Below are 22,821 nucleotides of genomic sequence, written 5' to 3'. Positions count from 1 at the left end.
TCGATAAGCTCACCGGGGTGAGTGCCACACCGAGTCTCGAAGCACTGCTGCGCATCGGACCGTTCCACGCCGCCCTGCGGGCGGCCATCCGCCGGCGTGGCCTCACCCTGGAACGCCTGCGCACCCGCCTCGCCCAGCAGGACGTGGCCGTCGCCCTGTCCACGCTCAGCGACTGGCAGCAGGGCCGGGTCAAGCCGGTGTCACCGAAGTCCCTCAGGGCCGTGGCGGTGCTGGAGCAGCTGCTCGACGTGCCGGCCCGCTCGTTGCTGGGCCTGCTGGAGCAGACCGGGCCGAGCGGGTGGCCGGAGGTGGTGCCCGGCATGATGCCCGGCTTCGACGCCAACGACCTGGAGATCGTCGCGCGGCACGACCGGGTGTTCGTCGACGCCGAGCGCCACGCGTCCAGGGCCCTGGTGAAGATGGTGGTGCGGGCGCACACGGACGGGGTCGACCGGTACAACGCGCACTACTGGGGTGACGACGAGGTGCGGGTGACGCACGAGCCCCTGCGCAACTGCCGGGTCGGGCAGACCGTGCTGGAGGACCGGACGACGGTCGAGGAGCTGTTGTTCGACCGGCCGTTGCGGCTGGGCGAGACGCACGTGTTCGAGTACCTGATCCACGACCCGACGCGGGTCGACAGCTTCGAGTACGCGCACGGGGTGCGGTGCTTCCTCGCGCAGAGCCTGATCGAGGTGCACTTCGACGAGGCCGCGCTGCCCGTCGACCCGCACGTCTACCTGCAGGACTGGGAGGAGACCGAGCCGCACCGGACCATCGACCTGACGCTCGACGGCACCAACTCGGTGCACCACTTCGAGTCCAACGTCTCGGTCAACTGGGTCGGCATCCGCTGGAGCTGGGAGTAGCCGCCGCACGTCCACGCCCCGTTCGACCTCGGAGGAGTCGGCCGGATCGCGGTGCTCGCTGACCCGTTCGGAGCGCGCTTCGGTGTCATGCGAAGCGAGATGTCCCAAAGGCTCCCCAAAACGAAAAACGCCAGTTAGCGTGCGCTGGTGCAGTTGCCGTGGAGAGCCGCCCCCAGGGCAGCGCTGTCGAGTCCGCTCACCCTGCTGGTGAGCATCGTGACGACGTTGCTGCTGGGTTTCGTGGTGGCCGCGGCGGTGCTGCACTCCAGTGCGGCCGGCAGCGCCGCGTTGGCCTACCAGCAGGGCCGCATCTGTCCACAGTCGATGCACCCCTCGCTCGACGGCGACCGGCTGCCGCTCGACACGGCCATCCGCACCGCCACGGCGAACGGCGGTCTGGGGGCCGTCTACACCAACATCGGGCGGCCCGACTTCACCGGGCTCGCCACCTACGGGCGGTTCGGGTACCGGCCGGGTGCGACCGAGCACCTGAAGGTGCTGCAGGGCGGCGGCACCGGGTTGTGGGTGCCGCGGACGATCGCGACGGCGGCCAAGGTCAAGGTCGGCGACCAGCTCGTCGGCTCGTCGTTGAAGGTCACCGCCATCTACGCCGACCTCGCGCACCCGGTGGCCGGCTGGTGGTGCTCGGAGGCCAAGACCGTGGTGCCCAACGCGCTGGCCGGTGACGGCACCAGCACGTCGGTGATCTGGGTGCACCAGGCGTCCGACCTGACGTTGCTGCCGGAGGACTTCACCGCCGGCGCGTCGGTGTCGATCCGGTTCCCGGTTGAGCCGGTCGAGACCATCGCCGAGGCGGAAGCGCTGCGGGACAACGGGAACGCGCTGCTGGCGAAGCTCGGGCTACCGCTGACGAAGACCGACTCGATCTCCGCCGCGATCACGGCGTCGAGCACCTCGCGCGACAACGTCGGGTCGGCGTTGCTGCCGCTGGTGGTGGTGAGCGTGCTGGTCGGGCTCGCCGGGGTCGGCACGGTGACCGTGCAGTGGGCCCAGCGCAGGCATTCCGAGCTGCGGCTGCTGTGGGTGCGCGGGGCGGGCCCGCTGGCGCTGGGGGTGCGCGGGGTGCTGGAGCTCGGGCTGCCGCTGGTGCTCGGCGGGGTGCTGGGCTGGTGGCCGCGCGGGTGCTGCTGCCGTTGTACGGGCCGGGCACGTCGCTCGCGCCCGGCACGCTGTGGGTGGCGTCGGCCGCGGTGCTGGCCGTGGTGGTGCTGGGCCTCGCGGTGACCGTGCTGACGGCGGCCTGGAGGACGCACCGGACGTTCCAGGGGCGGGCGCGGCGGTGGCGGCTCGCGGTGCTGCCGTGGGAGCTGGCGGTCGGCGGGCTCGCGGTGCTGGCGTGGGTGCGGCTCGCGCAGAACGGGCTGGGCACCCGGCCCAAGGTCGGTGAGCTGCCGAGGATCGACGCGGCGGCGCTGACGTTCCCGCTGCTGGTGGTGCTGGCGGCGGCGTTGCTCGCGACGCGGGTGCTGCGCTGGTCGCTCGTCTGGTCGCACCGCGTGCAGTTCTGGCAGGTGCCGGCGGCGCAGCTGGCGTTGCGGCGGCTCGCGGCGGCGGCCGGGCCGGTCACCGGGTGGTGCTGGTGGGCGTGCTGGCGGTCGGCACGGTCGCGGTCGGCAGCTCGGTCGCGGGCGCCCAGCAGTCGGCGCTGGACTCGAAGTCCGGTGTGTACGTCGGCGCGAACAGCACGGCGCAGGTGTCGCAGGACGTCGCCACGGGCAAGGTGGCGCTGCCGGAAGCGTTGCGCGGCAACACGACCGTCGTCGGGGTGAGCTCCGGCGCGCTGGTGGTGGAGCCGGCGACGTTCACCGACGCGGCGATCGTGGCGGACCCGGCACGGGTGCGGACGGTGCTGGCCGGGCTGGGCAAGACCGGTGCGGTCGCCTCCGCGGTGCGGATCGGGCGCTCGGCGAACCAGGAGATGCAGATCCCCGGGCTGCCGCTGCTGAAGCCGACCGAGCAACTGCCGTCGTTCCCGAAGCTCGGCACGCGCGGATACGTGGTCACCAAGGATTCGGTGCCCGCGCTGGAGCAGGTCGGGTCGTGGCACCTGTGGTCGTCGCTGCCGCTGGGCGCGCTGACCGCGGAGCTGCAGAAGGCGGGCATCCACCACACGAACGTCGTCGACCGGGCGAAGGTGCTCGACGGACTGCCGTTCCTGACCGTGCAGTGGACGTTCGGGTTCGTGGCGGCGATCGGCGTCGTGCTGGCCGTGGTGGCGGCGGTGGCGCTGTTGCTCGCGATCGAGGTGCGGCGGCGGCAGAACGCGGTGTCGGGCGCGCTGTCCACGCGGATGGGCCTGAAGCCCGCGGTGCTGTGGTCGAGCCACCTGCTGGAGGTGGGCGCGGTCGCGTTGTGCGCGGTGGCGATCGGTGCGGTGGCGTCGTTCGTGAGCGCCGGTGCCGCGGTGCCGAGGCTGGACCCGGCGCCGTGGCTGAACCCGGCGCCGATGTTGCCGAACCTGGTGCCGTTGCTGGGTTTGATGGTGTTGTGCGGTGGTGTGGTGGTCGCGGCGGCGGCGTGGCTCGCGGTGCGCGGCGTGCGCAACGCGCGGATGGGAGAGCTGCTCAGGTGATTCGCGCCAGTGGTGTCGGGGTGTCCTACGGGGCGGTGCGGGCGGTCGCGGACATGTCGCTCGGCATCGCGGCCGGGCTCACCGTGCTGTCCGGGCCGTCGGGGTCGGGCAAGTCGACGTTGCTGCGGGTGCTGTCACTGGTCGAACGGCCGTCCGCGGGTGAGGTCTACGTGCGTGACCGGCCGACGTCCGGGTTGTCGTGGAAGGAGCTGCGGTCCTTGCGGCGCAAGGAGATCGCGGTGGTGTTCCAGAACCCGGCGGACAACCTGATCGGCCACCTGACGGTCGGTGAGAACCTGCGGGCGGCGGGGGCGACGGACCTGTCGTTGCTGGAGCAGCTGGGGCTGGGCGACTCGGCGACGTGGCGGATCGGGGCGTTGTCCGGCGGGCAGCAGCAACGGCTGGCGTTCGGGTGCGCGTTGGCGCGCGGGGCTTCCGTCGTGGTGGCGGACGAACCGACGTCGCAGCTGGACGTGCGCTCGGCGGACCTGGTGCTGGAGACGCTGAGGACGTTGCCGGTACCGGCGGTGGTCGCGTCGCACGACCCGCGGCTGGTCGAGCTGGCGGACCTGTGCGTGCCGCTGGTGGCGTCGTGATCAGCGCGGCCGGGGTGCGGCGGTCGTTCGGCGGCGTCGAGGTGCTGCGCGGGGTGGACCTCGTGGTGGCACCCGGTGAGTTCGTGACGCTGAGCGGGCCGTCCGGGTCGGGCAAGACGGCGTTGCTGTCGATCCTGTGCGGCTTCGACTTCCCCGACGCGGGGGCGGTGGAGCCGGGGCCGGCGGCGTGGTCGGCGTGCGCGGTGCTGCCGCAGTCGCTGGGGCTCGCGACGGAGCTGACGCTGGAGGAGAACGTCGCGCTGCCGTTGCGGTTGCGGGGACTGGCGACGGACCCGGTGGCACGGGTGCTGGCGGAGCTGGGGATCGGGGACCTGGGCGGGCGGTACCCGGCGCAGGTGTCGTTCGGGCAGCAGCAACGGGCGGCGCTGGCGCGTGCGGTGGTGGCGCGGCCGTCGGCGTTGCTGGCCGACGAGCCCACGGCCCACCTGGACGCGGCGAGCGCGGAGGCGGCGATCGGGGTGCTGCGCAGGGTCGCCGACGACGGCGCCGCGGTGCTGATCGCCACGCACCACGACGCCGTGCACGCCGCCGCCGACCGGGTGCTGGAGCTGGCCGGCGGGCGGATCAGCTCGGGGCTGCGCCGGACGACGACCTGAGGCCCAGGTCCGCCGACCGCCCGATCAGCCTTGGCTCGCCGACCGCCGGACCAGCCCTGGCTCGACGGTCACCCGACCAGCCCTGGCTCGCCGACCGCCCGATCGGCCCCGGCTCACCGGCGGCCAGGTCAGCTCTGGCTCGCGGCGAACAGCGACCTGAGGTTCTGCGTCACCTCCGGCGGGATCGAGTCGTAGGCGTGCGGCGGCTGCGGGTCGTACTCGATGCCGACCTGCACGGTCTGCGCGACCGCCGTGCCGAACTCCCGTTCCACCAGCTGCAACGCCATGTCGATGCCCGCCGACACCCCCGCGCCGGTCACGACCTTGCCGTCGAACACGACCCGGTCGGTGCACGCCTCGACCCCGCGCACCGTCAGGTCCTCGCGCGCGGCCCAGTGCGTGGTCGCCTTCGTGACCACCCCGGCCTCGGCGAGCAACGTCGAGCCCGTGCACACCGACGTCGTCCACTTCGTCGTCGGGTGCACCTCCCGCAGCCACGCGACCAGCTCGGCCGACTCGCGCAGCACCTCCCTCCAGTGCCCGGAGCCCGGCACCACGACGACGTCCGCCGACTTGAGCGTGTCGAACGTGTCGGTCGGCACGACGGTCAGGCCGTTGTCCGAGCGCACCGGGTCGAGCGTCCTCGCGACGAACCGCGGTGACACCACCGGCACGCAGCCGAGCACCTCGAAGGGCCCGACCAGGTCGAGCGCGGTCATGTTCGGGTAGAGCACGTAGGCGACGTCCATCAGGCAACCCCAGTCGTCCGGAAACGGGCGCGGTAACTGCCCGGCGACACGCCGAGCACGCGCAGGAAGGCCCGCCGCAGCGTCTCCGCCGAGCCGAAACCGCTCTGCCGCGCCACCAGGTCCAGCCCGTCACCGGTGCTGGCGAGGCGGTCGGCGGCGGCCTCGACGCGGGCGCGTTCGACGTACTGCGCGGGCGAGATGCCGACGTTGCGCGAGAAGACGCGGGCGAAGTGGCGGACGCTCATCATCGCCCTGCGCGCCATCACCGGCACGGTCCACTCGCGGGTCGGGTCGGCGTGGATCGCGTCCAGCAACGCCCTCAGCGCGTCGTCGGACACCGGTGGCGTGCGGGTGTGCACGCTGAACTGCGACTGGCCGCCGGAGCGCTGCAGGAAGACGACCAGGTACTGCGCGATCCGGCGGGCCAGCGCCGGCCCGTGGTCCTGCTCGACCATGGCGAGCGACAGGTCGATGCCCGCGGTCACGCCCGCCGAGGTGGCCACCTGGCCGTCGCACACGAAGATCGCGTCCGGTTCGACGTCGACCCCGCGTGCCTCCAGCTCGCCGGTGAACGCCCAGTGCGTCGTGGCCTTCTTCCCGGTGAGCAGCCCGGCCCCCGCCAGGACCACCGCGCCCGTGCACACCCCCGCGACCCGCCGCGACTTCAGCGCGAGCCGGCGCAGGTTCGTCGTGAGCACCGGGTCGGTCGCGGCCTCGTCATACCCCCAGCCGCCCACCACGAGCAGCGTGTCGATGGGCCGGTCGAGCGTGCGCAGGTCCGCTCCTGCCTCGATCCGCACCCCCGCCGTGGCGGTGAACGGTTCTCCCCCGAGCGTGGCCACGGTGACGCGGTAGCGCTGGTCTCCGTGGTTCGCTGCTTGGAACACCTCTATCGGTCCCGCCAGGTCCAGCAACGCCGTGCGGTCGTAACCGACCACGACTATTTCCCTCAGATTCCCCACACCTCCACTTTCCTCATCCCTCCCCATGGCGGCAACGCCATTACCCCCTCTCATTCGGCCACCGCCGGAGTGCACGCGGGGAGCTTTCGTACTCTTCTGGCGCACGAAAGGGGCCCCGCGTGCGGCGGAGGGCCGGCGGGGGCGGGTCGGTAGGCTGGTGCGCGATGCGCAGAGTTCTCCCGCTGATGGCGATCGTGGTGCTGACGATCTTGCTGGTCGTGAGCGACCACCCGTTCCCACCGCCGTCCGACCCCGACCGCGAGTCCAGGACCGCGGTGGTCGCGCTCGGCGACAGCACCCTGTCGGGTGAGGGCGCCGGGTCCTACGAGCCGGGCACGAACGGCGAGGACGGCGGCACGTGGTGCCACCGCTCCAGCGAGGCGTCGATCATGAAGGCCCGCGTCGAGGCCGACGAGCGCTTCAACCTGGCGTGCTCCGGCGCGAACTCGGACAAGCTGCGCAACGAGCAGCTGCCGCAGCTGCGCAGGATCGCCGGGTCACACCGGGTCGTGGCTCTCGTGGTCGCGATCGGGGCGAACGACGACCCGAAGTTCGCGGACATCCTCAACACCTGCGTGCAGGCGTGGGGTGCCCGCAACGACTGCACGTCGAAGGTCGCGCCGGAGTGGACGAAGCGGGTCACCAGGATGGTGCCCAAGGTGGAGAACACGCTGAACGCCATCCGCCAGACCATGCGCGACTCGGGTTACCTCGACTCGTCCTACCAGCTCGTCCTGCAGTCCTACGCGGCGCCGGTCGCGCCGGACATGCCGAGGTCGCTGCAGAACCTCTCCGGCTGCCCGCTGCGCACGAGTGACCTGCGGTGGGTCGTCGACGAGGGCGTGCCGGAGCTGTCGAACGGGCTGCGCGCGGCGGCCGGGAAGGCCGGCGCCCGGTTCCTCGACCTGGCGCGGGCCGGTGAGGGGCACGAGGCGTGCGTCGGCGGGTCGTCGCCGGACGACGAGTGGTTCACCCGGCTCACGCTGGACTGGGCCGGGCTCAAGGACGACCGGCGGTCGGCGCACGCGTTGCAGGAGTCGTTCCACCCCAACGCCCGCGGGCACCAGCAGTTCGCGAACTGCCTGAGCGAGTTCCTGGCCGTGGACAAGGGCGACGGGGCGTGCGTGCCGCGGCTGGACGGCACGCTCGGGCTCACCACCGAAAACTGACCTCGCGCGGCCAGCCGGGGTCGCCGGTGTGCGCGAACCTCGCCCACGCCCGTGCGATGTCACCGCGGAACATGGCGGGAACGTCGGCGCCGTGGTGTGCGGGCGTGCGCGCGTAGACCGAGCGGTAGGCGTTGGCCGCGTCGGCGAAGCGCATCGTGGGGCGCTGGAACAGTTCCTCGTCCTCATCGGCCGTGTGGCACACCAGCAGGTCCACGTCGTACGGACCTTCCAGCGGGCTGCGCGGCACGGTGCCGCCGTCGATGATCGGCTGGTACAGCACGACGTCCGCCGGCTTCTCCCGCTGGATCCGCGCGGCTTCCTCCGGCGTGAAGAACCGGCCGGCGAGGCTGTGCGCGATCGCCTTGTGGAACAGGCCTTTCGCCGCGGGCATGACCATCAGGCTCGCCACGGCCTGCGCGCCGGACGACTGCCCGGCGACCGTGACGTTGCCGGGATCGCCGCCGTACGCCGCGATGTTGCGCTGGATCCAGCGCAGCGCCGAGACGACGTCGAGCAACCCGCGGTTGTGCGGAAAGCCTTCCACCGCGCCATATCCGTCCTCGGCGAGGCGGTAGTCGCAGCTGACGAACACGACGCCCAGCTCGGCCAGGACGTCACCGGCGTACTCGGGTTGAGCGGCGGAGCCGACGGTGTTGGCGCCGCCGTGGACCCACAGCAGCACCGGTGCTGCACTGTCCGATGTGGACCAGACGTTGAGCGTGTGCCGGTCGCCGAACTCACCGGCCGGCTCGCCGTCGCAGTCCACCGGTGGACTCAGGCGCAGCGGGCCGACCGCCGGTTCGGCGTACCGGACTCCCAGGAACGCGGTCAGGCCTGCACCGCGATCGGCACCGACGGCAGCACCCGCAGGTTCGCCGCCGCCCGCTCCAGCTGCGACAGCACGCTCGGCCGCGTGTTCGCGATCTCCTGCTCGGCCGCGGGTCCCGCCATCTCCTGCAGCAGCACCTGCATCGGGTGGTCACCCTCGGCCTCGGCGACCGCGAGCACCCGGAACCCGGTGCCGGGCGGGAAGACGACGCGTTCCTCGGTGGCGACGGCGACCCGGTCGGCGACCTCGACGCGGCGGCCGCTGACCGACCACAGCAGGTACTCGACCGCGCCCTCGACGCGCTGGGCGGGGTTCGCGACGGCGTCCAGCAGGCCGTGCTCGACCAGGACGTCACCGCTGCGGTAGCGGCGCGGCCCGGTCGGTCCGCTGACGCCCCAGACCGTCGCCACGCCGTTGTGCACCGGCAGCCGGTTCAGGCCGGAGACGATGCACGCGACGTAGGGCCGCAACCGGCCGAGACGCCCCATGCGGAGCGTGTCGACGACCATCTCCTCGTCCTGCGACACACACGCGAGCAGGGCCGTCAGGTCGGTGACCATCGCCTCGAACGCCGCCGGGTCCTCCTCGGCGTCCGGCCGTTGCGCCAGCAGCCGGCACACGGTCGCCGCGTGCACGCCGTAGCGCTCGCCCAGAGCACGGCGCACGGCGTCCCGTTCGACGTCGGAGCTGCTGTGGTCGGGCGCCACGGTCTCGCGTTCACCGGTGTTCTGGGCCGGGAGCTCCCAGGAGGCCAGTGGCTGGGCGGGCAGCGGGCCGTCGACGCGGAACCGCACGGCGGCGGCGTCCGGGTCCGACGACGGGTACGCGGCCTCCTCGGACTCGGCCAGCGCGTGTGAGGTCACGGTCGCCATCGCGGGACCGGCCTCGGCGGTGACGGCTCCGAACGCCGGTCTGGCAGGGGGTTCGGACTCGGTCACCGCGCCGAACGCCGGACGGGCCGGCGCGTCGGTGTCGACCGGGATGCCCGCGAAGGTCGCCCGCGGCTCGGACTCGTACGAGGACCGGGCGGGCGTCTCGGTGCCGACCGGGATGCCCGCGAACGTGGCCCGCGGCTCGGGGTCGTAGACCGGCCGCTGCTCGTACTCGCCCGACACGCCGCCGCCGAAGGTGGGCCGTGCCGGTCGGTCCGGCTCGATGCTCGCGTAGGCCGGCCGGTCGGGCTCGACCGGCGTCACCGCGGCGAAGAACCCGGTGCCGTTGTCCGTCGAGTCCCGCTGCGACAACGCGTGCGAGGCCGCACCCAGTGCCGCCGCGATGTTCGTCCCCGGCCCTGAGCTCGACGCAGCCGCGCTCGCGGGCGCCGCCTCGGCTCCCGCGGTCACACCGAACGTCGCGGTCGTCTCCGCGGCGTGCACGGGAGCGGCGTGCTGCGGCGCGGGCGGCGGAGGCGGCGACACCGTGGCGTCGCAGAAGACCAGCCGCAGCAGCTTGCGCACCTCGGGCTCAAGGCGCTCAACGAGAGCAGCGCCGTGCACCGCGACCGCACCGGGCGTCGTGCGCCCAGGAGTTCCCACGGTCAGCCGCGCCCACTCCGGGTCGACGGCCTGGGACCGGACCTCGGAGGCGTTGTACGGCTCGTCGGCCTCACGCACCCACAGGCCGGACGGCACGACCTCCAGCACCACGCCCTCGCCCAGCGCGAACACGCCCGGAGAGACCTCGCTCAGCCCCTGCACGGGTGCGCGGTAGCCGGACACGACCGGCACGCTCTCGTGCGGGACGCACTGCACCTCGGTCACGAACGGCCGCCACGTCTGCTGCCCGCGCGGGTCGACCGCGATGACCGCGGGGCCGCCGCCCCTCAGGTTGCCCACGGGCAGGCCGGTGAACATGGCGATCGGCTCGCCCAGCTCGTCGGCCACCTGCTGGCCCAGCGCCGAGTCGACGCCATAGGGCACCAGCCGCACGCGGGACCGGGCGGCCTGCGGCAGCGCGGTGAGCAGCCGGCAGACCTCCTCGGTGGGGATGCCCGACTGGCCGGGACCGCCGACGACCACGGTCAGCACGTTGTCGCGGCACGGCAGCGCCACGATCGGCCGGGAGTCCTGCGCGGCCGGGTCGAACGGCGGCTGCTGCGCGCGCAGCCACAGGCCGGACGGGATGGGTTCGGAGATGCCGATCTCTCCGGTGGGCCACGGCGAGTTCGGGTCCATCGCCTCCCACTGCGGCACCGGGAAGCGGCGGCCGAACGGCATCGGCGAGGCGTTCGGCTGGAACCGCACCCAGCTGCCGTAGCCCTGGGTGCCGACCACGAACGCCGCTCCCGGCACCGTGGTCAGCACGCCGTCCGGCGCCACGACCTCGGCCTGCAGCTGCTCGGCGAGCCACTGCGCGGGCGCGGTGGGGCGCATGGTGCCCGCGTGCGAGACCGCGAGCCGGATCGGCCCGCGACCGCTGAGCGCGGTCACGACGTGCGGCCAGAACGTGGACTGGTCACCGCCCGGGAAGTCGACGACGACCACGGTGCGGCCGCGGTCGGCCGGCAGGGTGCGCGCGAGACCGGTCGCGCCCTGGCCGGGCCCCTCCGGTGCGGAGACGACGAGCGTGGCACCGACGAAGTTCGCCGCGTACGGCGTCCGCTGGGGCACCGGCTCCGGCTCGTAGTCGTAGGACGGGGCCTCGTACGACGGTGTCTCGTACGACGGCGCTTCGTAGCCCTGGACCGAGGCCTGCTCGACCGGCGGCAGCGCCTGTTCCTGGGCCTGTGCGTGCATCGGCTGCACCTGTTGCGTCTGTTGGTCGCCGCGGGCGGCGGCACGTCGGCCCATCAAGCGCCTGATCACCTCCGTGCCATCCCGTTCACTCGCCCTTTCGGTGTAACCGGGCAACGGTCGTGCACGCTATCAAGACGCGCGATCACGCTGTCACCCAGTCGGGTTATTTGGTCTCATCCGATCGATACCCACACTGCCGTCGCCCGGCCGCACACACCGTGCGGACCGATGATCGCCGACGCGGAGTACGCCTTGCGCCCCTCCCGGCCAAGTTCCCACGCCAGCAGCACGTGGTCCACATCGAGGGCCACCGGTTGCTCCACCTGGGCGACAAAGGTGCCCAACACGAACGCGGGACCACCATCGGGCGCCACCGGCTGGGCCGACGGGCAGTCCAGCGCCGCCCAGACGACCTCCGGCAGGACGCTGCCGCCGTCGTGGGGCAGCACGGCGGTGGGGCGCCAGACGCCGGCCCACTCCCACGCCCCGCCAGCGGCCCGAGCAGCGCCGATGCCGTCCTCACGACCGGGACCGCACCCGAAGCACGTCGGGAAGGGGTGCCGGTCGCGCCACGGCACCTCCGCGGACGCCGCGCGGGCCTCGTCGATGCTCGGCGCGGCCGGGACCTCCAGGTCGAGCTCCGCGGGCTCCGCCGAGGCGATCACCACGTCACCGTCGAGCAGCTCACCGCCGCTGACCTGCATCTCCCGGTCGAGCGGCACCGGCTTGCGGAGCCGGACGCGCACCGGACCGGTGCCCACGTGCGCGGCCAGCCGGCCGGAGACGTACCCGCCGTTGCCCATCCCCGGCGGGCCGTTGAACCTGCTCTCGATCTTCACCGTGGTCACGTCCGGGTTCACTTCTGGTCGCCCTCCAGGTAGACCCACTGGCCGTTCTCCCGCGCGAACCGGCTGCGCTCGTGCACGACACCGCCCACGTAGTGCGCCCGGAACTCCACGACGCCCTCGGTCTGGAGCAGCCCGCCGTTCTCGGTGTCCAGGATCTCGAGCTTCAGCCAGCGGTCGTTGTCCGCCGTTCCCGCGCTCTCCGGCCGGTACCGCGAGTGCCACGTGCGCAGCAGGTAGTCCTCATCGGACACCGCGAAAGCGCTGTACCGGGAACGCATCAGCTGCTCCGCCGTGGCCGCCGTGCGGGCACCGGAGTGGAGCGCACCGCAACAGTCCACATAGGACTGACCGGTGCCGCAGGGACACAGTTTGGTGGTCACGTCCACATTGTGCCTGGTGAACCCGTTAGAACCGATGTCGCACCGCATACGTACCCCCTGTCAGGACTGACTCGCGGGAGGCATAGGAGGCCGCACGTGACCGTCGAGAGCAGGGTGGACCTGGTTCCGCTGCGCACGTGGTTCGGGCTGCGCTGGCGCGGCTACGACCGCGACGAGGTGGACGACTACGTCGCCGAGCTGGAGTCCGAGCTGCGCCTGGTCACCGCTGACCGGGACGCCTCAGAGGCCCGCGCCGACGCCCTGGCCAGCAGGTTGATGTCGGTGCAGGAGGAGAACGACGCGCTGCGGGACGGCCTGCACCGCATCTGCCTGACCCCGATCGACCCCAAGGGGCTCCCCGAACGGCTCGCGCGCATGGTCGCGCTGGCCGAGGAGGAACGCCGCGAGGTCATCAGGGACGCGCAGCTCAAGGCGTTGATGATCGTCGGAGAGGCCGAGGCGCGCGCCCGTGCCCTCGACGAGGGAGCGGCGGCCAAGCGGGAGGAGGTCCGCGAGGACTTCCGGCTCGCCATGTCCGCCCGCCGCGCCGAGGCCATGCGCGCGCTGGCGGAACTGCGCAACGTGGCGCTGGACGAGGCCGAACGGATCATCGCCGAGGCGAAGGTGCGACGCGCCGGAATCGAGCAGGACACATGACGTGACCGTGCGCCCGGCAGCGGTGGCCGAAGGCGTCATCCGTTCCTGCCACCGGCTGAAACCGCCGTCTCAAAAGGTCTCCGCACCGGTTTCCCCTCTACGTTCTCCGATTGGTCCCAACCAATCGGAGAACGAGGGGAAGTCATGCGTGTCACCGCCCTGCTGATGACACTGATCACCGCTCTGCTGTCCGGCACCGGAACCGCGGCCGCGGTCACCGGCAAGGCCACCTACTACAACGACAGGGGCTACGGCGCCTGCGGCACGCAGATCGACGCGAGCACGCAGCTGCTGGTCGCCGTCCCGAAGGGCCTGTGGACGACGCCGAACCCGAACAACGACCCGCTGTGCACCAAGCAGGTGCGGGTCACCTACAACGGCAGGACCATCACGGTGCCCGTCAAGGACAAGTGCTTCGGCTGCGACAACACGCACATCGACCTCAGCGAGCCGGCGTTCCGGCAGCTCGGCGACCCGAACGCCGGTGTGCTCCAGCCGGTGACCTGGCAGATCGTCTGACCTGCGCGTCCTAGTCCTCGTCGTGGAAGTCCGGCACGGTGGTCTCGCCCGTCTGCCAGTCGTGCCGGATGACCGCGTACCCGACCGAGTCGAGCCTGCGGCCGTCACCGTCCGGCCACGCCCGGCGGTAGTGGGCCTCCTTGACGTACCCGCACTGCTTCAGCACGCGGCGCATCGCCAGGTTGTCCTGCCTGGTCGTGGCCTCGATCCGCTCGACGTGCGGGTGCTCGCCGAAGACCTCGTCGGTGAGCCAGCGGACCGCCGCCCGGCCCAGGCCGCGGCCGCGGTGCCGTTCGCTGACCCGCAGGTCGAACATCGGCGTCTCGTCCTGCAGGTCGAACAGCCGGACGATCCCGGCCCGCTCCCCCGCCACCTCGATCCAGTACGTCTCGTCGTAGTAGCCGGCCTTGACCCGTTCGAGCACGTCAGCCCGTTCCACCGCGGTGTGCACGTGGAACGGCCACGGCTCGCCGGCGAGGAAGTCGGCCAACGCCTCGCCCTCGCCGGCTTCGACCCTGCGGAACAACTAGTCCCTCTCGATCAGGTGGCCCACCACGTCCGGGCCGGGGTGCAGGTGCCCGGACCCGTCGCGGCGCGGGTCGATCTCGGGCAGCTCGACCGGCGAACCCTTGTCGTCCGCCCCGGCCGGGCGGGAGCCGATCCACGCCACCACCAGGTGCGTCTCGCCCTTGAGGAACCGCTGCGACCGCACCCCGCCCGTCGCCCGCCCCTTGGCCGGGTACTCGGAGAACGGGGTGACCTTGACGCTCTGCCCGCTGGACGTGACCACCATCGGCTCGCCGTGCTTGTCGTCGTTCGTCTTGATGGCGCCGAAGAACACCACGTGCGCGTCACCGCTGAGGTTGATGCCCGCCATGCCGCCGCCCTTGAGCCCCTGCGGCCGAACCAGCTTCGCGTCGTAGCGCAGCAACGACGAGTCCGAGCTGACGAACGCGAGCGTCTCCGTGCCGTCGTCCAGCCAGGTCGCGCCGACGACCTCGTCGCCGTCCTTGAGGGTGATGACCTCGAACTCGTCCGACCGCACCGGCCACTCCGGCGAGCAGATCTTGACCGTGCCGAGCTTCGTGCCGAGCGCGATGCCCGGCGAGTCCTTCGGGTCGAGCGGCGCGATGCCGACGACCTTCTCGCCCTTCTCCAACGGCACCAGCTCGCTCGCCGCCATGCCACCGCGCAGCGACACCGTGCCGCTCTGCTCCGGCAGCACCGGCAACGGCAGCACGTCGGTCTTGAACGCCCGGCCCAGGTTCGTGACCAGCACGACCTGCCCGCGCGCCGTCGAGTGCACCAGCGCCGACACCGCGTCGTGCTTCACCCGGCCCGCGCGCCGCTTGCCCTCCGAGGCCTCCTCCGACTCCGCCGCGGTCCGCGCGACGAGCCCGGTGGCGCTCAGGATCACCTGGCACGGGTCGTCGGCGACCTCCAGCGGCCCGGCCGGCTTCGACGCCGCCAGCACCTCCTTGAGGTCACCGTCGATCAGGCTCGTCCTGCGTTCGCCGCCGAGCTCCTTGGTCACCGCGGCCAGCTCGGCCGACACGAGCTTCTTGAGAACGCCCTCGTCCTCCAGGATCGTGGTCAGCTCGGCGATCTCCTCGGTGAGCTTGTCCTGCTCACCCTCCAGCTCGATCTTGTCGTACTTGGTGAGGCGGCGCAGCGGCGTGTCGAGGATGTAGGACGCCTGGATCTCCGACAGCCTGAACTGCTTCATCAGGCCGTCCTTCGCGGCAGCGGCGTTGTCGCTGCCCCGGATCAGCCTGATGACCTTGTCGATGTCGAGCAGCGCCTTCAGCAGACCCTCGACCAGGTGCAACCGCTCCTCGCGCTTGCGCCGGCGGAACTTCGTGCGGCGCGTGACGACGTCGTAGCGGTGCCGCAGGAAGACCTCCAGCAGCTCCTTGAGCCCGAGCGTCCGCGGCTGCCCGTCGACCAGCACCAGGTTGTTGATGCCGAACGACTGCTCCATCGGCGTCAGCCGGTACAGGTCCGCCAGCAACGCCTGCGGGTTCACGCCGACCTTGCACTCGATGACCAGCCGGATGCCGTTCTCCCGGTCGGTGAGGTCCTTGACGTCCGCGATGCCGGTCAGCCGCTTGGACTTGTTCACCTCGTCGGTGATCTTCTCGACGATCCGCTCCGCACCCACGCCGTACGGCAGCTCGGTCACCGTGATGGCCTGCCGCCCCCGCGACCCCTCCAGCGGCCCGATCTCGACCTTGGCACGCATCCTGACCACACCGCGCCCGGTCTCGTAGGCCTTCCTGACCTCGTCGAGCCCCAGCAGCAGGCCACCCGTCGGCAGGTCGGGCCCCGGCACGAACTCCATGAGCTTGTCGAGGTCGGCGTTCGGGTGCGTGATCAGCCACCGCGCCGCACCGACGACCTCGCGCAGGTTGTGCGGGATCATGTTCGTCGCCATGCCGACCGCGATCCCGGACGTGCCGTTGACCAGCAGGTTCGGGAACGCCGCCGGCAGCACGCTCGGCTCTTCCAGCGACCCGTCGTAGTTCGGCCGGAAGTCGACGGTCTCCTCGTTGAGCTCGCCGACCAGCTGCATCGCGACCGGCGACATGCGGCACTCGGTGTATCGGGACGCCGCCGGTCCATCGTCCGGGGAACCAAAATTTCCGTGCCCGTCGATCAACGGCTCGTTGAGGCTGAAGTCCTGCGCAAGCCGCACCAACGCGTCGTAGATCGCCGTGTCACCGTGCGGGTGGTACCGGCCCATGGTGTCACCGACGACGCGCGACGACTTCACGTACGGAGTGTTCGGCCTCTGCCCGTTCTGGTTCATCGAGTAGAGGATCCGGCGGTGCACCGGCTTCAGACCGTCCCGCGCGTCCGGCAACGCCCGCGAGTGGATGACCGAGTACGCGTACTCCAGGTACGAGTCCTCGATCTCCGTCTTCAGCGAGTTGTCGAGCACCTGGGCGCCGGCCCGGTCGAACGCGGCGGGGTCGACCTTGGTCGTGGTTCCCTTGCGGCGTGCCATGACTGAGTTACTCCGTCTGTCTTGTGAACGCTTAGAGGTCGATGGCCGACTGGTCGACCCGCGCGGCCGACTCCACGAGCCAGTTGCGCCGGGGCTCGACCTTCTCGCCCATCAGCAGTTCGAGCGCGATCTCGGCCGCCTCGACGTCGTCCATCGTGATCCGGCGGACACTGCGGGTGGCCGGGTTCATCGTGGTCTCCCACAGCTCGTCCGCGTCCATCTCGCCCAGACCCTTGAACCGCGGCACCGGCGTCACGACCTGCTTGCCGGCCTTCTCCAGCTGCGCGACCTTCTGCTCCATCTGCCGCTGGGTGAAGGTGAAGTGCGTCTCGGGGTTGCGGCCGCGGGTCATCACCTTGTGCAACGGGGGCATGGCGGCGTACAGGCGGCCGTCCTCGATCACCGGGCGCATGTACTTGGCGAACAACGTGATCAGCAACGTCCGGATGTGGCTGCCGTCGACGTCCGCGTCCGCCATCAGGATCACGCGGCCGTAGCGCATCTGCGAGATGTCGAAGGTGCGGCCGGTGCCGGCGCCGAGGACCTGGACGATGGAGGCGATCTCGGCGTTGCGCAGGGTGTCGGCGAGGGAGGCCTTCTGGACGTTCAAGATCTTGCCGCGCAAGGGAAGCAGCGCCTGGTACTCCGAAACGCGAGCCATGCGCGCGCTGTTGTGCACGAACACGCCGGCTTCAAGCGCGAAGTTGTGGTAGCCGTCCACGGTCAGGTCGTAGACGTCCTCGCGCTCCGGCAACGCCTCGACCGAGGCGACCGTGTGGTTCACCATCGTCGCCGCTTCCCGCAGTCGCGCGAAGTCGTCGTCGTAGTGCGCCAGGACGTTCAGGAACCGCAGTCCGGTCTTCGCGTTCTGCCTGCGGTCGAGCTCGTAGGACAACGCCAGCTCGAAGTCGGACTTCAGCTCCAGCATCGGAGCCAGCCGCTTCAGCGCGGCGATCCGGCGGCCCTCGCGCTGCTTGGCCACCCTCTCCTCACGCGACGTCGACTCGACGTAACGGCGGCGACCGGCCTGGACCTTCTCCAGGTGGCCGGTGGACTCATCGGCCATCCGCTGCTTCATCCGCGCCGAGTGTTCGCGGCCGAACTCCGGGTTGTTCTCGCGCCACGCGACGACCGCGTCGCGCTGGCGCTGCCGCTCGGCGGGGTCGGCGAACTGCTCGGTGCTGGTGCGCGAACGCCAGGCCAGCAGCTCTTCGTCCTGCCACTGGGCCAGGGAACGTTCACGCCACTCTTCCCGCTTGCCGGGCTGGGCGAAGAACGCCCGCACCCGCTCGGCGGCTGCGGCGCGGTGCTCCGGCTTGGCCCAGTACTCGGCTTGCAGGGCACGCATGCGCTCGGCGTACGCGGCCTTCTCGTCCTCGCTCAGCGAGGTGTACCAGTTCTGGAAGCCCTGGTCGATGCGCTCGCGGAAAGCCGGGTCCTGGTTCCGGGCGGCCAGCCTGGCCAGGCACGACGCCCGGAACTCCTGGTCCTTCCACTGCTCGGACAGCATCGCCGACTTGAACTCGGTGCCACCGGCCGCGAGCCAGGCCCGGTAGCCCTCGTGCACGTGCGGGCCCATCATCGCGGCGTGCAGTGCGGCGTGGTCTTCCCACGTCATCCGCTTGAGGTTGCGGGGGTCCTTGTTGCGCTTGTTCACGTCGACGTGGTGGCGGACGTTGCCATTGGCTGCCTGGTCAAGACCGTGGCGCAGGTTGTACGCGTCGGCGAGGTAGTGGGTGTAGACCCACTCCTGCCGGTCGTTCATCCACACCCGCTCGTAGCCGTCGAGGTTGTGGCCCTCGGCCTTCGACGACACCGACCGGTACAGCGGCATGAGCGAGTCGCCGGGCTGCAGTGCGTCGGCGCGGCGGTACGAGCCGTCCCGCAGCCGGAACAGGTGGTCCGGGGTGCATCGAACGGACTCGCCGTCGTCCAGGGTCACCCTGACCAGCGGCGCGTCCTTCTTCGTCAGTCGCGGCTCGACCAGCGGCACGACGACGACACGGCCTGCCTTGTTGGTGGCGTAGCCGAAGTGCGTCACACCGCGCTGCCAGTCCTCGACCAGCTCCAGGAACGACAGCGACTTGCCCGACGCCAACGCGACCTGCGTTTCTCCCACGAAACACCCGAGGGCGCTGTCGCCTTCCACGAGGAAGAGCTCAGAACGCGACACCCCGGTCGTGCGGCAGTCGACCAGCTTGGCCGGCATCGCCGCGCCTTCCAAAGCCGTCTTCCGCCGCGCCGCGTCCTTCTGCTGCTTCTGCGTCAACCGAACGCGCGAGGCGTCGACGACCTTCTGCAGCACGGTCTTGGCCTCGGTCTTGGTCTTGCGGTCCTCGGTCCACGCCCGCACCTGCTGGTCGACGATCCCCTGCAGCACCTTGGTGATGCCGGCGGTGGAGAGCTCGTCCTTGGTCTGCGAGGTGAACTGCGGTTCGGGGATCCGGACGTGGACGACGGCGGTCATGCCCTCCAGCACGTCGTCCAGCGTGGGCGGGTCCTCCTTGGGCTTCAACAGGCCGCGGGTCTTGGAGATGGCGTCCTGGACGGCCTTCAGGACCGCGCGGTCGAAGCCGCGGCGGTGGGTGCCGCCGTGCACGTTGCGGATGGTGTTGGTGAAGCACTCGACGGTGCGTTCGTAGCCGGTGCCCCAGCGCAGGGCGACCTCGACCTCGGCTTGACGCTCCACTTTGGACCGCATCACGCCGTTCTCGTCGGCGGCGTTCTCGTAGTAGGTGCCGGTGCCGGTGATCACCAGCGTGCCCGACACCGCGCGGTCGCCGGTGGGGGCGAGGAACTCGACCATGTCGGTCAGGCCGTTGGGGTAGTGGAAGACCTCTTCGGAGATCGTGTCTTCCAGTGCGGTCCGCAGGACGTAGGTGACGCCGGGGACGAGGAACGCGGTGTTGCGCAGCTTCTGGCGGACGGCCTCGACGTCGAGGGTGGCGCCGTTCTCGAAGTAGCGGGCGTCGTGCCAGTAGCGGGTGGAGGTGCCGGTCGACTCGTTGCGCTTCATCTTGCCGACGACGTTGAGGCCGGCCTGGCGGGTGAACTTGGCCTTGGGGCCGGGGCCGTCGAAGACGGCGGGGACGCCGTGGGCGAACGACATCGAGTGGACCTTGCCGCCGCGCCGGACCGTGACGTCGTAGCGCAGCGAGAGGGCGTTCACGGCCGAGGCGCCGACGCCGTGCAGGCCGCCGGAGGTCTTGTAGCCGGAGCCGCCGAACTTGCCGCCCGCGTGCAGCTTCGTGAGGACCAGTTCCACACCGGACAGACCGGACTTGGCGTGCACGTCGGTCGGGATGCCGCGGCCGTCGTCGTCGACCTGGACGCTGCCGTCTGCGTGGAGCGTGACGACGACCTTCGAGGCGTGCCCTGCCACGCCCTCGTCGGTCGAGTTGTCGACGATCTCGCTGAAGAGGTGGTTGATGCCTCGGCTGTCGGTCGACCCGATGTACATGCCGGGCCGCTTGCGGACGGCCTCGAGACCCTCGAGGTGCGTCAGGTCGTCGGCCCCGTACAGGGTCTCTGCGGTCACGGGTACTGCTCCCTGGATCGTGTGCGGACTGCCAGCAGGGTATCCGCACGGTCTGACATTTCTGTGCAGGACGCCCGTCACGGTCGCGGAAACGGCCCTGGGTGGTGCGTCACAAAGCCCGGCGCCACGGTCTCCTCGCGGGGTGGAGTCGTGGTCCAGTCCTGGAGTACCCGCATCTCAGGGCCGTGCTGAGCTGCGGCGGCGTTGAGGTCGCGGGCCGGCCAGCGCCCGGTTGAGATCCGGTCCTGCAGCAGCTCCAGGGCCACCAGCTCCTCCGCCGCGGTGTGCATGCAGTGCCCCGCCCGGTTGACGAAGAGTTGACGCACGTCACGCCCCGCGTACGCACCGGAGTGCTCGACGCCGGTCGGGTCGCCGAGTGCGTGCAGCGTCACGACGGGTGCCTTGGCGTGACCGTTCGGGTCCCCGTACTCGTGCAGCCACCGCACGGCCGGCGCGTCCGCGGCCACCCGTGGCGCCGCCGCCAGCGCCGCCAGGTCCTCCGCCGGCGACGTCCCGGCTTCGTCATAAGCGTCCAGCACGAGCTGCCGCTGCGCAGATCGCTGCAGCAGCACCCGGTAGTCGACGCCCGTGTTCCAGCTCGGGTTGCCGCCGGCCCGCGTCTCGATGTCCACCCGCCCGGTCCCCCAGGCCAGCGACCGCGCGAGCGTCCGGTCGTGCACGGCCGCCTGCCGCACCGCCTCCTCGACGGCCACCGGTCGCGGCTCGTGCACCCGTGACCAGGCCGGGATGCCCGCGACGGCGTTCGCCAACGCCAGCCGCGCCCGTCCGCGCGCTGTTGTCAACGCGTTGTCGACCGCCGCCACCGCCCGCTGCTCGTTCGCGGCGGCATCGGACACCCGCGCCACCTGCAACGACGGCTCGAAGAAGGTCCTCAGCACGAACCCGAGGTCGAGCAGCTGGTTCGACCGCGTGACGGCTCCGCGGAGCGCCCCGCACAGCGCGAGCACCCCGTCGAACCGCTGCCGCTCCCCGAGCATCACGGAGGTCAGCCCGCCCAGCGAGGCTCCCCAGGCGATCACCCGCCGCGGCCGCGCCACCTCGCGGGCGAACCAGTCGGCCAACGCCGGCTGGTCGCGCAGCGCGTCCGGCACGGAGTGCCCGTGCGGAACCCGGTACCGCGAGGCCGCCAACGCGTACCCGCGCCTCAGCAGCTCGTCGCGGGCCGCCGGCCGTGACGCCATCTCGATCGGCGGCGTGTACCCGGCCGGGTAGGTGCCGTGGCTGTACAACAACAGCGTGCCGTTCCACCGGGACGGCACCTCGACGCGGTACTCCGCGCCGTCGATCTGTCCGGTGTGGACGGTCAGTCCGGAGGCTTCCGCCGGCATCAGCAACGACAACGCCAAGATCAGTTTCCCCAGCACGACTGCTCCCCTCGTCGATCACGTGGGAACCAGCCTCCCGGCCACCGGCGGCGGGCGCGTCCGTCGAGGCGACGATCCGGGCTGCGCGAGGTTGCGTACGTGACCTGTCCGAGACCTTCCTGACACTGGTCTGTGAACCGCGATGAACAACGGCACGTATGCCCCGGTGTCAGAACGGATGACCGGGACGGAGTGATCGCGTGCGGCACGGTGTGGACTCGGGTCTCTTCCAGCAGACCGCGCACAGCCCGTCCTACTTCGAGCTGGCTCGCACCGGTGCGGCCGACCTCGTCGACTTCTGCATCCCCTGCAACCCGTACTTCCCGACGCCGCAGATGTTCGAGGAGCTGTCGAAGAACCTCGAGGCGGTGCTGAAGTTCTACCCCAGCGACGCGAGCAAGATCGCCTCGCAGCTCTCCACCGTGCTGGGGCTCAACCCGGCGACGATCGCGATGTCCAACGGGAGCACCGAGCTCATCACGTGGATGGACCACATGTGGATCCACGACAGCATCGCGATCCCGATCCCCACGTTCGGCCGGTGGACCGACCAGCCGATGGAGAGCAACAAGCGCGTCGACATGTTCCTGCTGCAGGAGAGCAACAACTTCGAGCTCGACGTCGACGAGTACATCAAGTTCATCCGCGCCCGCGGCAGCCGGGTGGCGGTCATCTGCAACCCGAACAACCCCGACGGCGGCTACCTGCCGCGGCGGGAGATCGTCCGGTTCATGGACGAGCTGGCCGACCTCGACCTGGTGGTGGTCGACGAGTCGTTCATCGACTTCGTGGAGGTCGAGCGCAACCCCTCCGTGGCGGCGGAGGCGTCCATCCGGCCCAACGTGGTCGTGCTGAAGAGCCTCGGCAAGAACTTCGGGCTGCACGGCATCCGGTTCGGCTACCTGGTGGCGAACCCCGGGCTGGCCGGGAAGATGCGGCGGACGCTGCCGAAGTGGAACCTCAACTCGCTCGCGGAGACCGTCGTGTTCATGCTGGCCGAGCACGAGGGTGAGTACGCCGAGAGCCTGCGGCTGCTGTCCCGGGACAGGTACCGGATGGGGATGGAGCTCTCCCGGATCCCCGACCTGACCGTCTACTCCTCGCAGGCCAACTTCCTGCTGGTCCGGCTCGGCGGCGGCGTGGACGGCCGCGAGCTGCGCGACCACCTGCTGTCCCGGCACCAGGTCTTCATCCGCGAGTGCGGCAACAAGCTCGGCATGAGCAGCCGGTTCGCGCGCCTGGTGGTCCGTCCGGAGTCCGACGTCGACCGGCTCGTCGAAGGCATTCGCGACTTCACCCAAGCGAGGTGGACCTCAGACCACTCAGCCCACTCCAGCGAACCCTCGCTGCTCATGCACAGCGCCTGAA

General features: G+C 71.1%; 18 protein-coding genes and 3 pseudogenes. 9 read left to right on the top strand and 12 right to left on the bottom strand.

Going from position 1 to position 22,821, the window contains the following annotated elements; genetic code table 11:
• The first annotated feature begins 17 nt into the window (after nt 1–17).
• The 5 genes from BBK82_RS29140 (at nt 18) to BBK82_RS29125 (ending at nt 4,675) form a co-directional block, all read left to right on the top strand.
• Nucleotides 18–869, top strand: a complete 852-nt coding sequence (locus BBK82_RS29140; RefSeq protein WP_065917850.1) for a helix-turn-helix domain-containing protein — start codon at nt 18–20, stop codon at nt 867–869.
• A gap of 147 nt (nt 870–1,016) precedes the next feature.
• Nucleotides 1,017–2,114 carry a hypothetical protein gene (locus BBK82_RS49100; protein WP_154697574.1) on the top strand — a complete coding sequence of 366 codons (1,098 nt, stop codon included), beginning with the start codon at nt 1,017–1,019 and terminating at the stop codon, nt 2,112–2,114.
• A gap of 355 nt (nt 2,115–2,469) precedes the next feature.
• Nucleotides 2,470–3,462 carry a hypothetical protein gene (locus BBK82_RS49095; protein ID WP_170067979.1) on the top strand — a complete coding sequence of 331 codons (993 nt, stop codon included), beginning with the start codon at nt 2,470–2,472 and terminating at the stop codon, nt 3,460–3,462.
• Nucleotides 3,459–4,058 (top strand): ABC transporter ATP-binding protein, encoded by a 600-nt coding sequence (locus tag BBK82_RS29130; protein WP_237047639.1) that lies wholly within the window; start codon nt 3,459–3,461, stop codon nt 4,056–4,058. Before BBK82_RS49095 ends, BBK82_RS29130 begins: the two co-directional genes overlap by 4 nt.
• On the top strand, nt 4,058–4,675 hold the full coding sequence (locus tag BBK82_RS29125; RefSeq protein ID WP_154698038.1) for an ATP-binding cassette domain-containing protein: 618 nt from the start codon (nt 4,058–4,060) through the stop codon (nt 4,673–4,675). The genes BBK82_RS29130 and BBK82_RS29125 overlap by 1 nt, the downstream gene beginning before the upstream one ends.
• Before the next feature lie 128 nt (nt 4,676–4,803).
• On the opposite strand, the gene BBK82_RS29120 is transcribed toward BBK82_RS29125, so the two are convergent.
• Together BBK82_RS29120 and BBK82_RS29115 are read right to left on the bottom strand one after the other, a co-directional pair.
• Nucleotides 4,804–5,424 carry a DJ-1/PfpI family protein gene (locus BBK82_RS29120; RefSeq protein WP_065917848.1) on the bottom strand — a complete coding sequence of 207 codons (621 nt, stop codon included), beginning with the start codon at nt 5,422–5,424 and terminating at the stop codon, nt 4,804–4,806.
• A complete protein-coding gene (locus BBK82_RS29115; protein ID WP_237047638.1) occupies nt 5,424–6,362 on the bottom strand; it encodes a GlxA family transcriptional regulator in 939 nt (312 codons plus the stop codon). Before BBK82_RS29115 ends, BBK82_RS29120 begins: the two co-directional genes overlap by 1 nt.
• A 188-nt stretch (nt 6,363–6,550) precedes the next feature.
• Between BBK82_RS29115 and BBK82_RS29110 the strand changes: the two genes are divergently transcribed.
• Nucleotides 6,551–7,555 (top strand): GDSL-type esterase/lipase family protein, encoded by a 1,005-nt coding sequence (locus BBK82_RS29110; protein WP_065917846.1) that lies wholly within the window; start codon nt 6,551–6,553, stop codon nt 7,553–7,555.
• Here the strand turns inward: BBK82_RS29110 and BBK82_RS29105 are convergent.
• The 4 genes from BBK82_RS29105 to BBK82_RS29090 all read right to left on the bottom strand — a co-directional run bounded on the left by BBK82_RS29105 (nt 7,539) and on the right by BBK82_RS29090 (nt 12,347).
• Nucleotides 7,539–8,321 carry a carboxylesterase family protein gene (locus BBK82_RS29105; protein WP_065917845.1) on the bottom strand — a complete coding sequence of 261 codons (783 nt, stop codon included), beginning with the start codon at nt 8,319–8,321 and terminating at the stop codon, nt 7,539–7,541. The genes BBK82_RS29110 and BBK82_RS29105 overlap by 17 nt on opposite strands.
• A gap of 62 nt (nt 8,322–8,383) precedes the next feature.
• Nucleotides 8,384–11,119, bottom strand: a complete 2,736-nt coding sequence (locus tag BBK82_RS52390) for a hypothetical protein (RefSeq protein WP_179953710.1) — start codon at nt 11,117–11,119, stop codon at nt 8,384–8,386.
• Between the two features lie 173 nt (nt 11,120–11,292).
• Nucleotides 11,293–11,979 carry a hypothetical protein gene (locus BBK82_RS29095; protein ID WP_065917844.1) on the bottom strand — a complete coding sequence of 229 codons (687 nt, stop codon included), beginning with the start codon at nt 11,977–11,979 and terminating at the stop codon, nt 11,293–11,295.
• Complete coding sequence (locus tag BBK82_RS29090) at nt 11,976–12,347, bottom strand: YchJ family protein (protein ID WP_154697571.1); 372 nt, start codon at nt 12,345–12,347, stop codon at nt 11,976–11,978. The genes BBK82_RS29095 and BBK82_RS29090 overlap by 4 nt, the downstream gene beginning before the upstream one ends.
• 96 nt (nt 12,348–12,443) lie before the next feature.
• Between BBK82_RS29090 and BBK82_RS29085 the strand changes: the two genes are divergently transcribed.
• The gene (locus BBK82_RS29085) at nt 12,444–13,004 is read left to right on the top strand and encodes a DivIVA domain-containing protein (RefSeq protein WP_065917842.1); all 561 of its coding nucleotides are present in this window, start codon (nt 12,444–12,446) and stop codon (nt 13,002–13,004) included.
• Nucleotides 13,005–13,148: 144 nt separating this feature from the next.
• On the top strand, nt 13,149–13,523 hold the full coding sequence (locus BBK82_RS29080) for a cysteine/serine endopeptidase inhibitor (protein WP_065917841.1): 375 nt from the start codon (nt 13,149–13,151) through the stop codon (nt 13,521–13,523).
• A 10-nt stretch (nt 13,524–13,533) separates the two neighbouring features.
• Here BBK82_RS29080 and BBK82_RS29075 read toward each other — a convergent pair whose 3' ends face one another.
• The 6 genes and pseudogenes from BBK82_RS29075 to BBK82_RS29060 form a co-directional block, all read right to left on the bottom strand.
• A complete protein-coding gene (locus BBK82_RS29075; RefSeq protein WP_065917840.1) occupies nt 13,534–14,049 on the bottom strand; it encodes a GNAT family N-acetyltransferase in 516 nt (171 codons plus the stop codon).
• Nucleotides 14,050–16,530, bottom strand: a complete 2,481-nt coding sequence (locus BBK82_RS29070) for a DNA gyrase/topoisomerase IV subunit A (protein WP_065917839.1) — start codon at nt 16,528–16,530, stop codon at nt 14,050–14,052.
• A gap of 31 nt (nt 16,531–16,561) precedes the next feature.
• A pseudogene (locus BBK82_RS56835) lies at nt 16,562–17,200 on the bottom strand (toprim domain-containing protein); the annotation flags it as partial.
• Nucleotides 17,201–17,230: 30 nt separating this feature from the next.
• Nucleotides 17,231–18,595 (bottom strand): annotated as a pseudogene (locus BBK82_RS56830) (Hint domain-containing protein); the annotation flags it as partial.
• 60 nt (nt 18,596–18,655) lie between these two features.
• Nucleotides 18,656–20,068, bottom strand: a pseudogene (locus tag BBK82_RS56825) (ATP-binding protein); the annotation flags it as partial.
• Between the two features lie 77 nt (nt 20,069–20,145).
• Nucleotides 20,146–21,453 (bottom strand): alpha/beta hydrolase, encoded by a 1,308-nt coding sequence (locus BBK82_RS29060; RefSeq protein WP_237047637.1) that lies wholly within the window; start codon nt 21,451–21,453, stop codon nt 20,146–20,148.
• Nucleotides 21,454–21,653: 200 nt separating this feature from the next.
• On the opposite strand from BBK82_RS29060, the gene BBK82_RS29055 reads away from it, so the two are divergent.
• Nucleotides 21,654–22,820, top strand: a complete 1,167-nt coding sequence (locus tag BBK82_RS29055; RefSeq protein WP_065917837.1) for a pyridoxal phosphate-dependent aminotransferase — start codon at nt 21,654–21,656, stop codon at nt 22,818–22,820.
• The last annotated feature ends 1 nt before the right edge of the window (nt 22,821 follow it).

Source organism: Lentzea guizhouensis (genome assembly GCF_001701025.1).
Classification (GTDB): Bacteria; Actinomycetota; Actinomycetes; order Mycobacteriales; family Pseudonocardiaceae; genus Lentzea; species Lentzea guizhouensis.
Note: the sequence above shows the minus strand (reverse complement) of the source record. Positions and strands in the feature narration are given on the sequence as shown.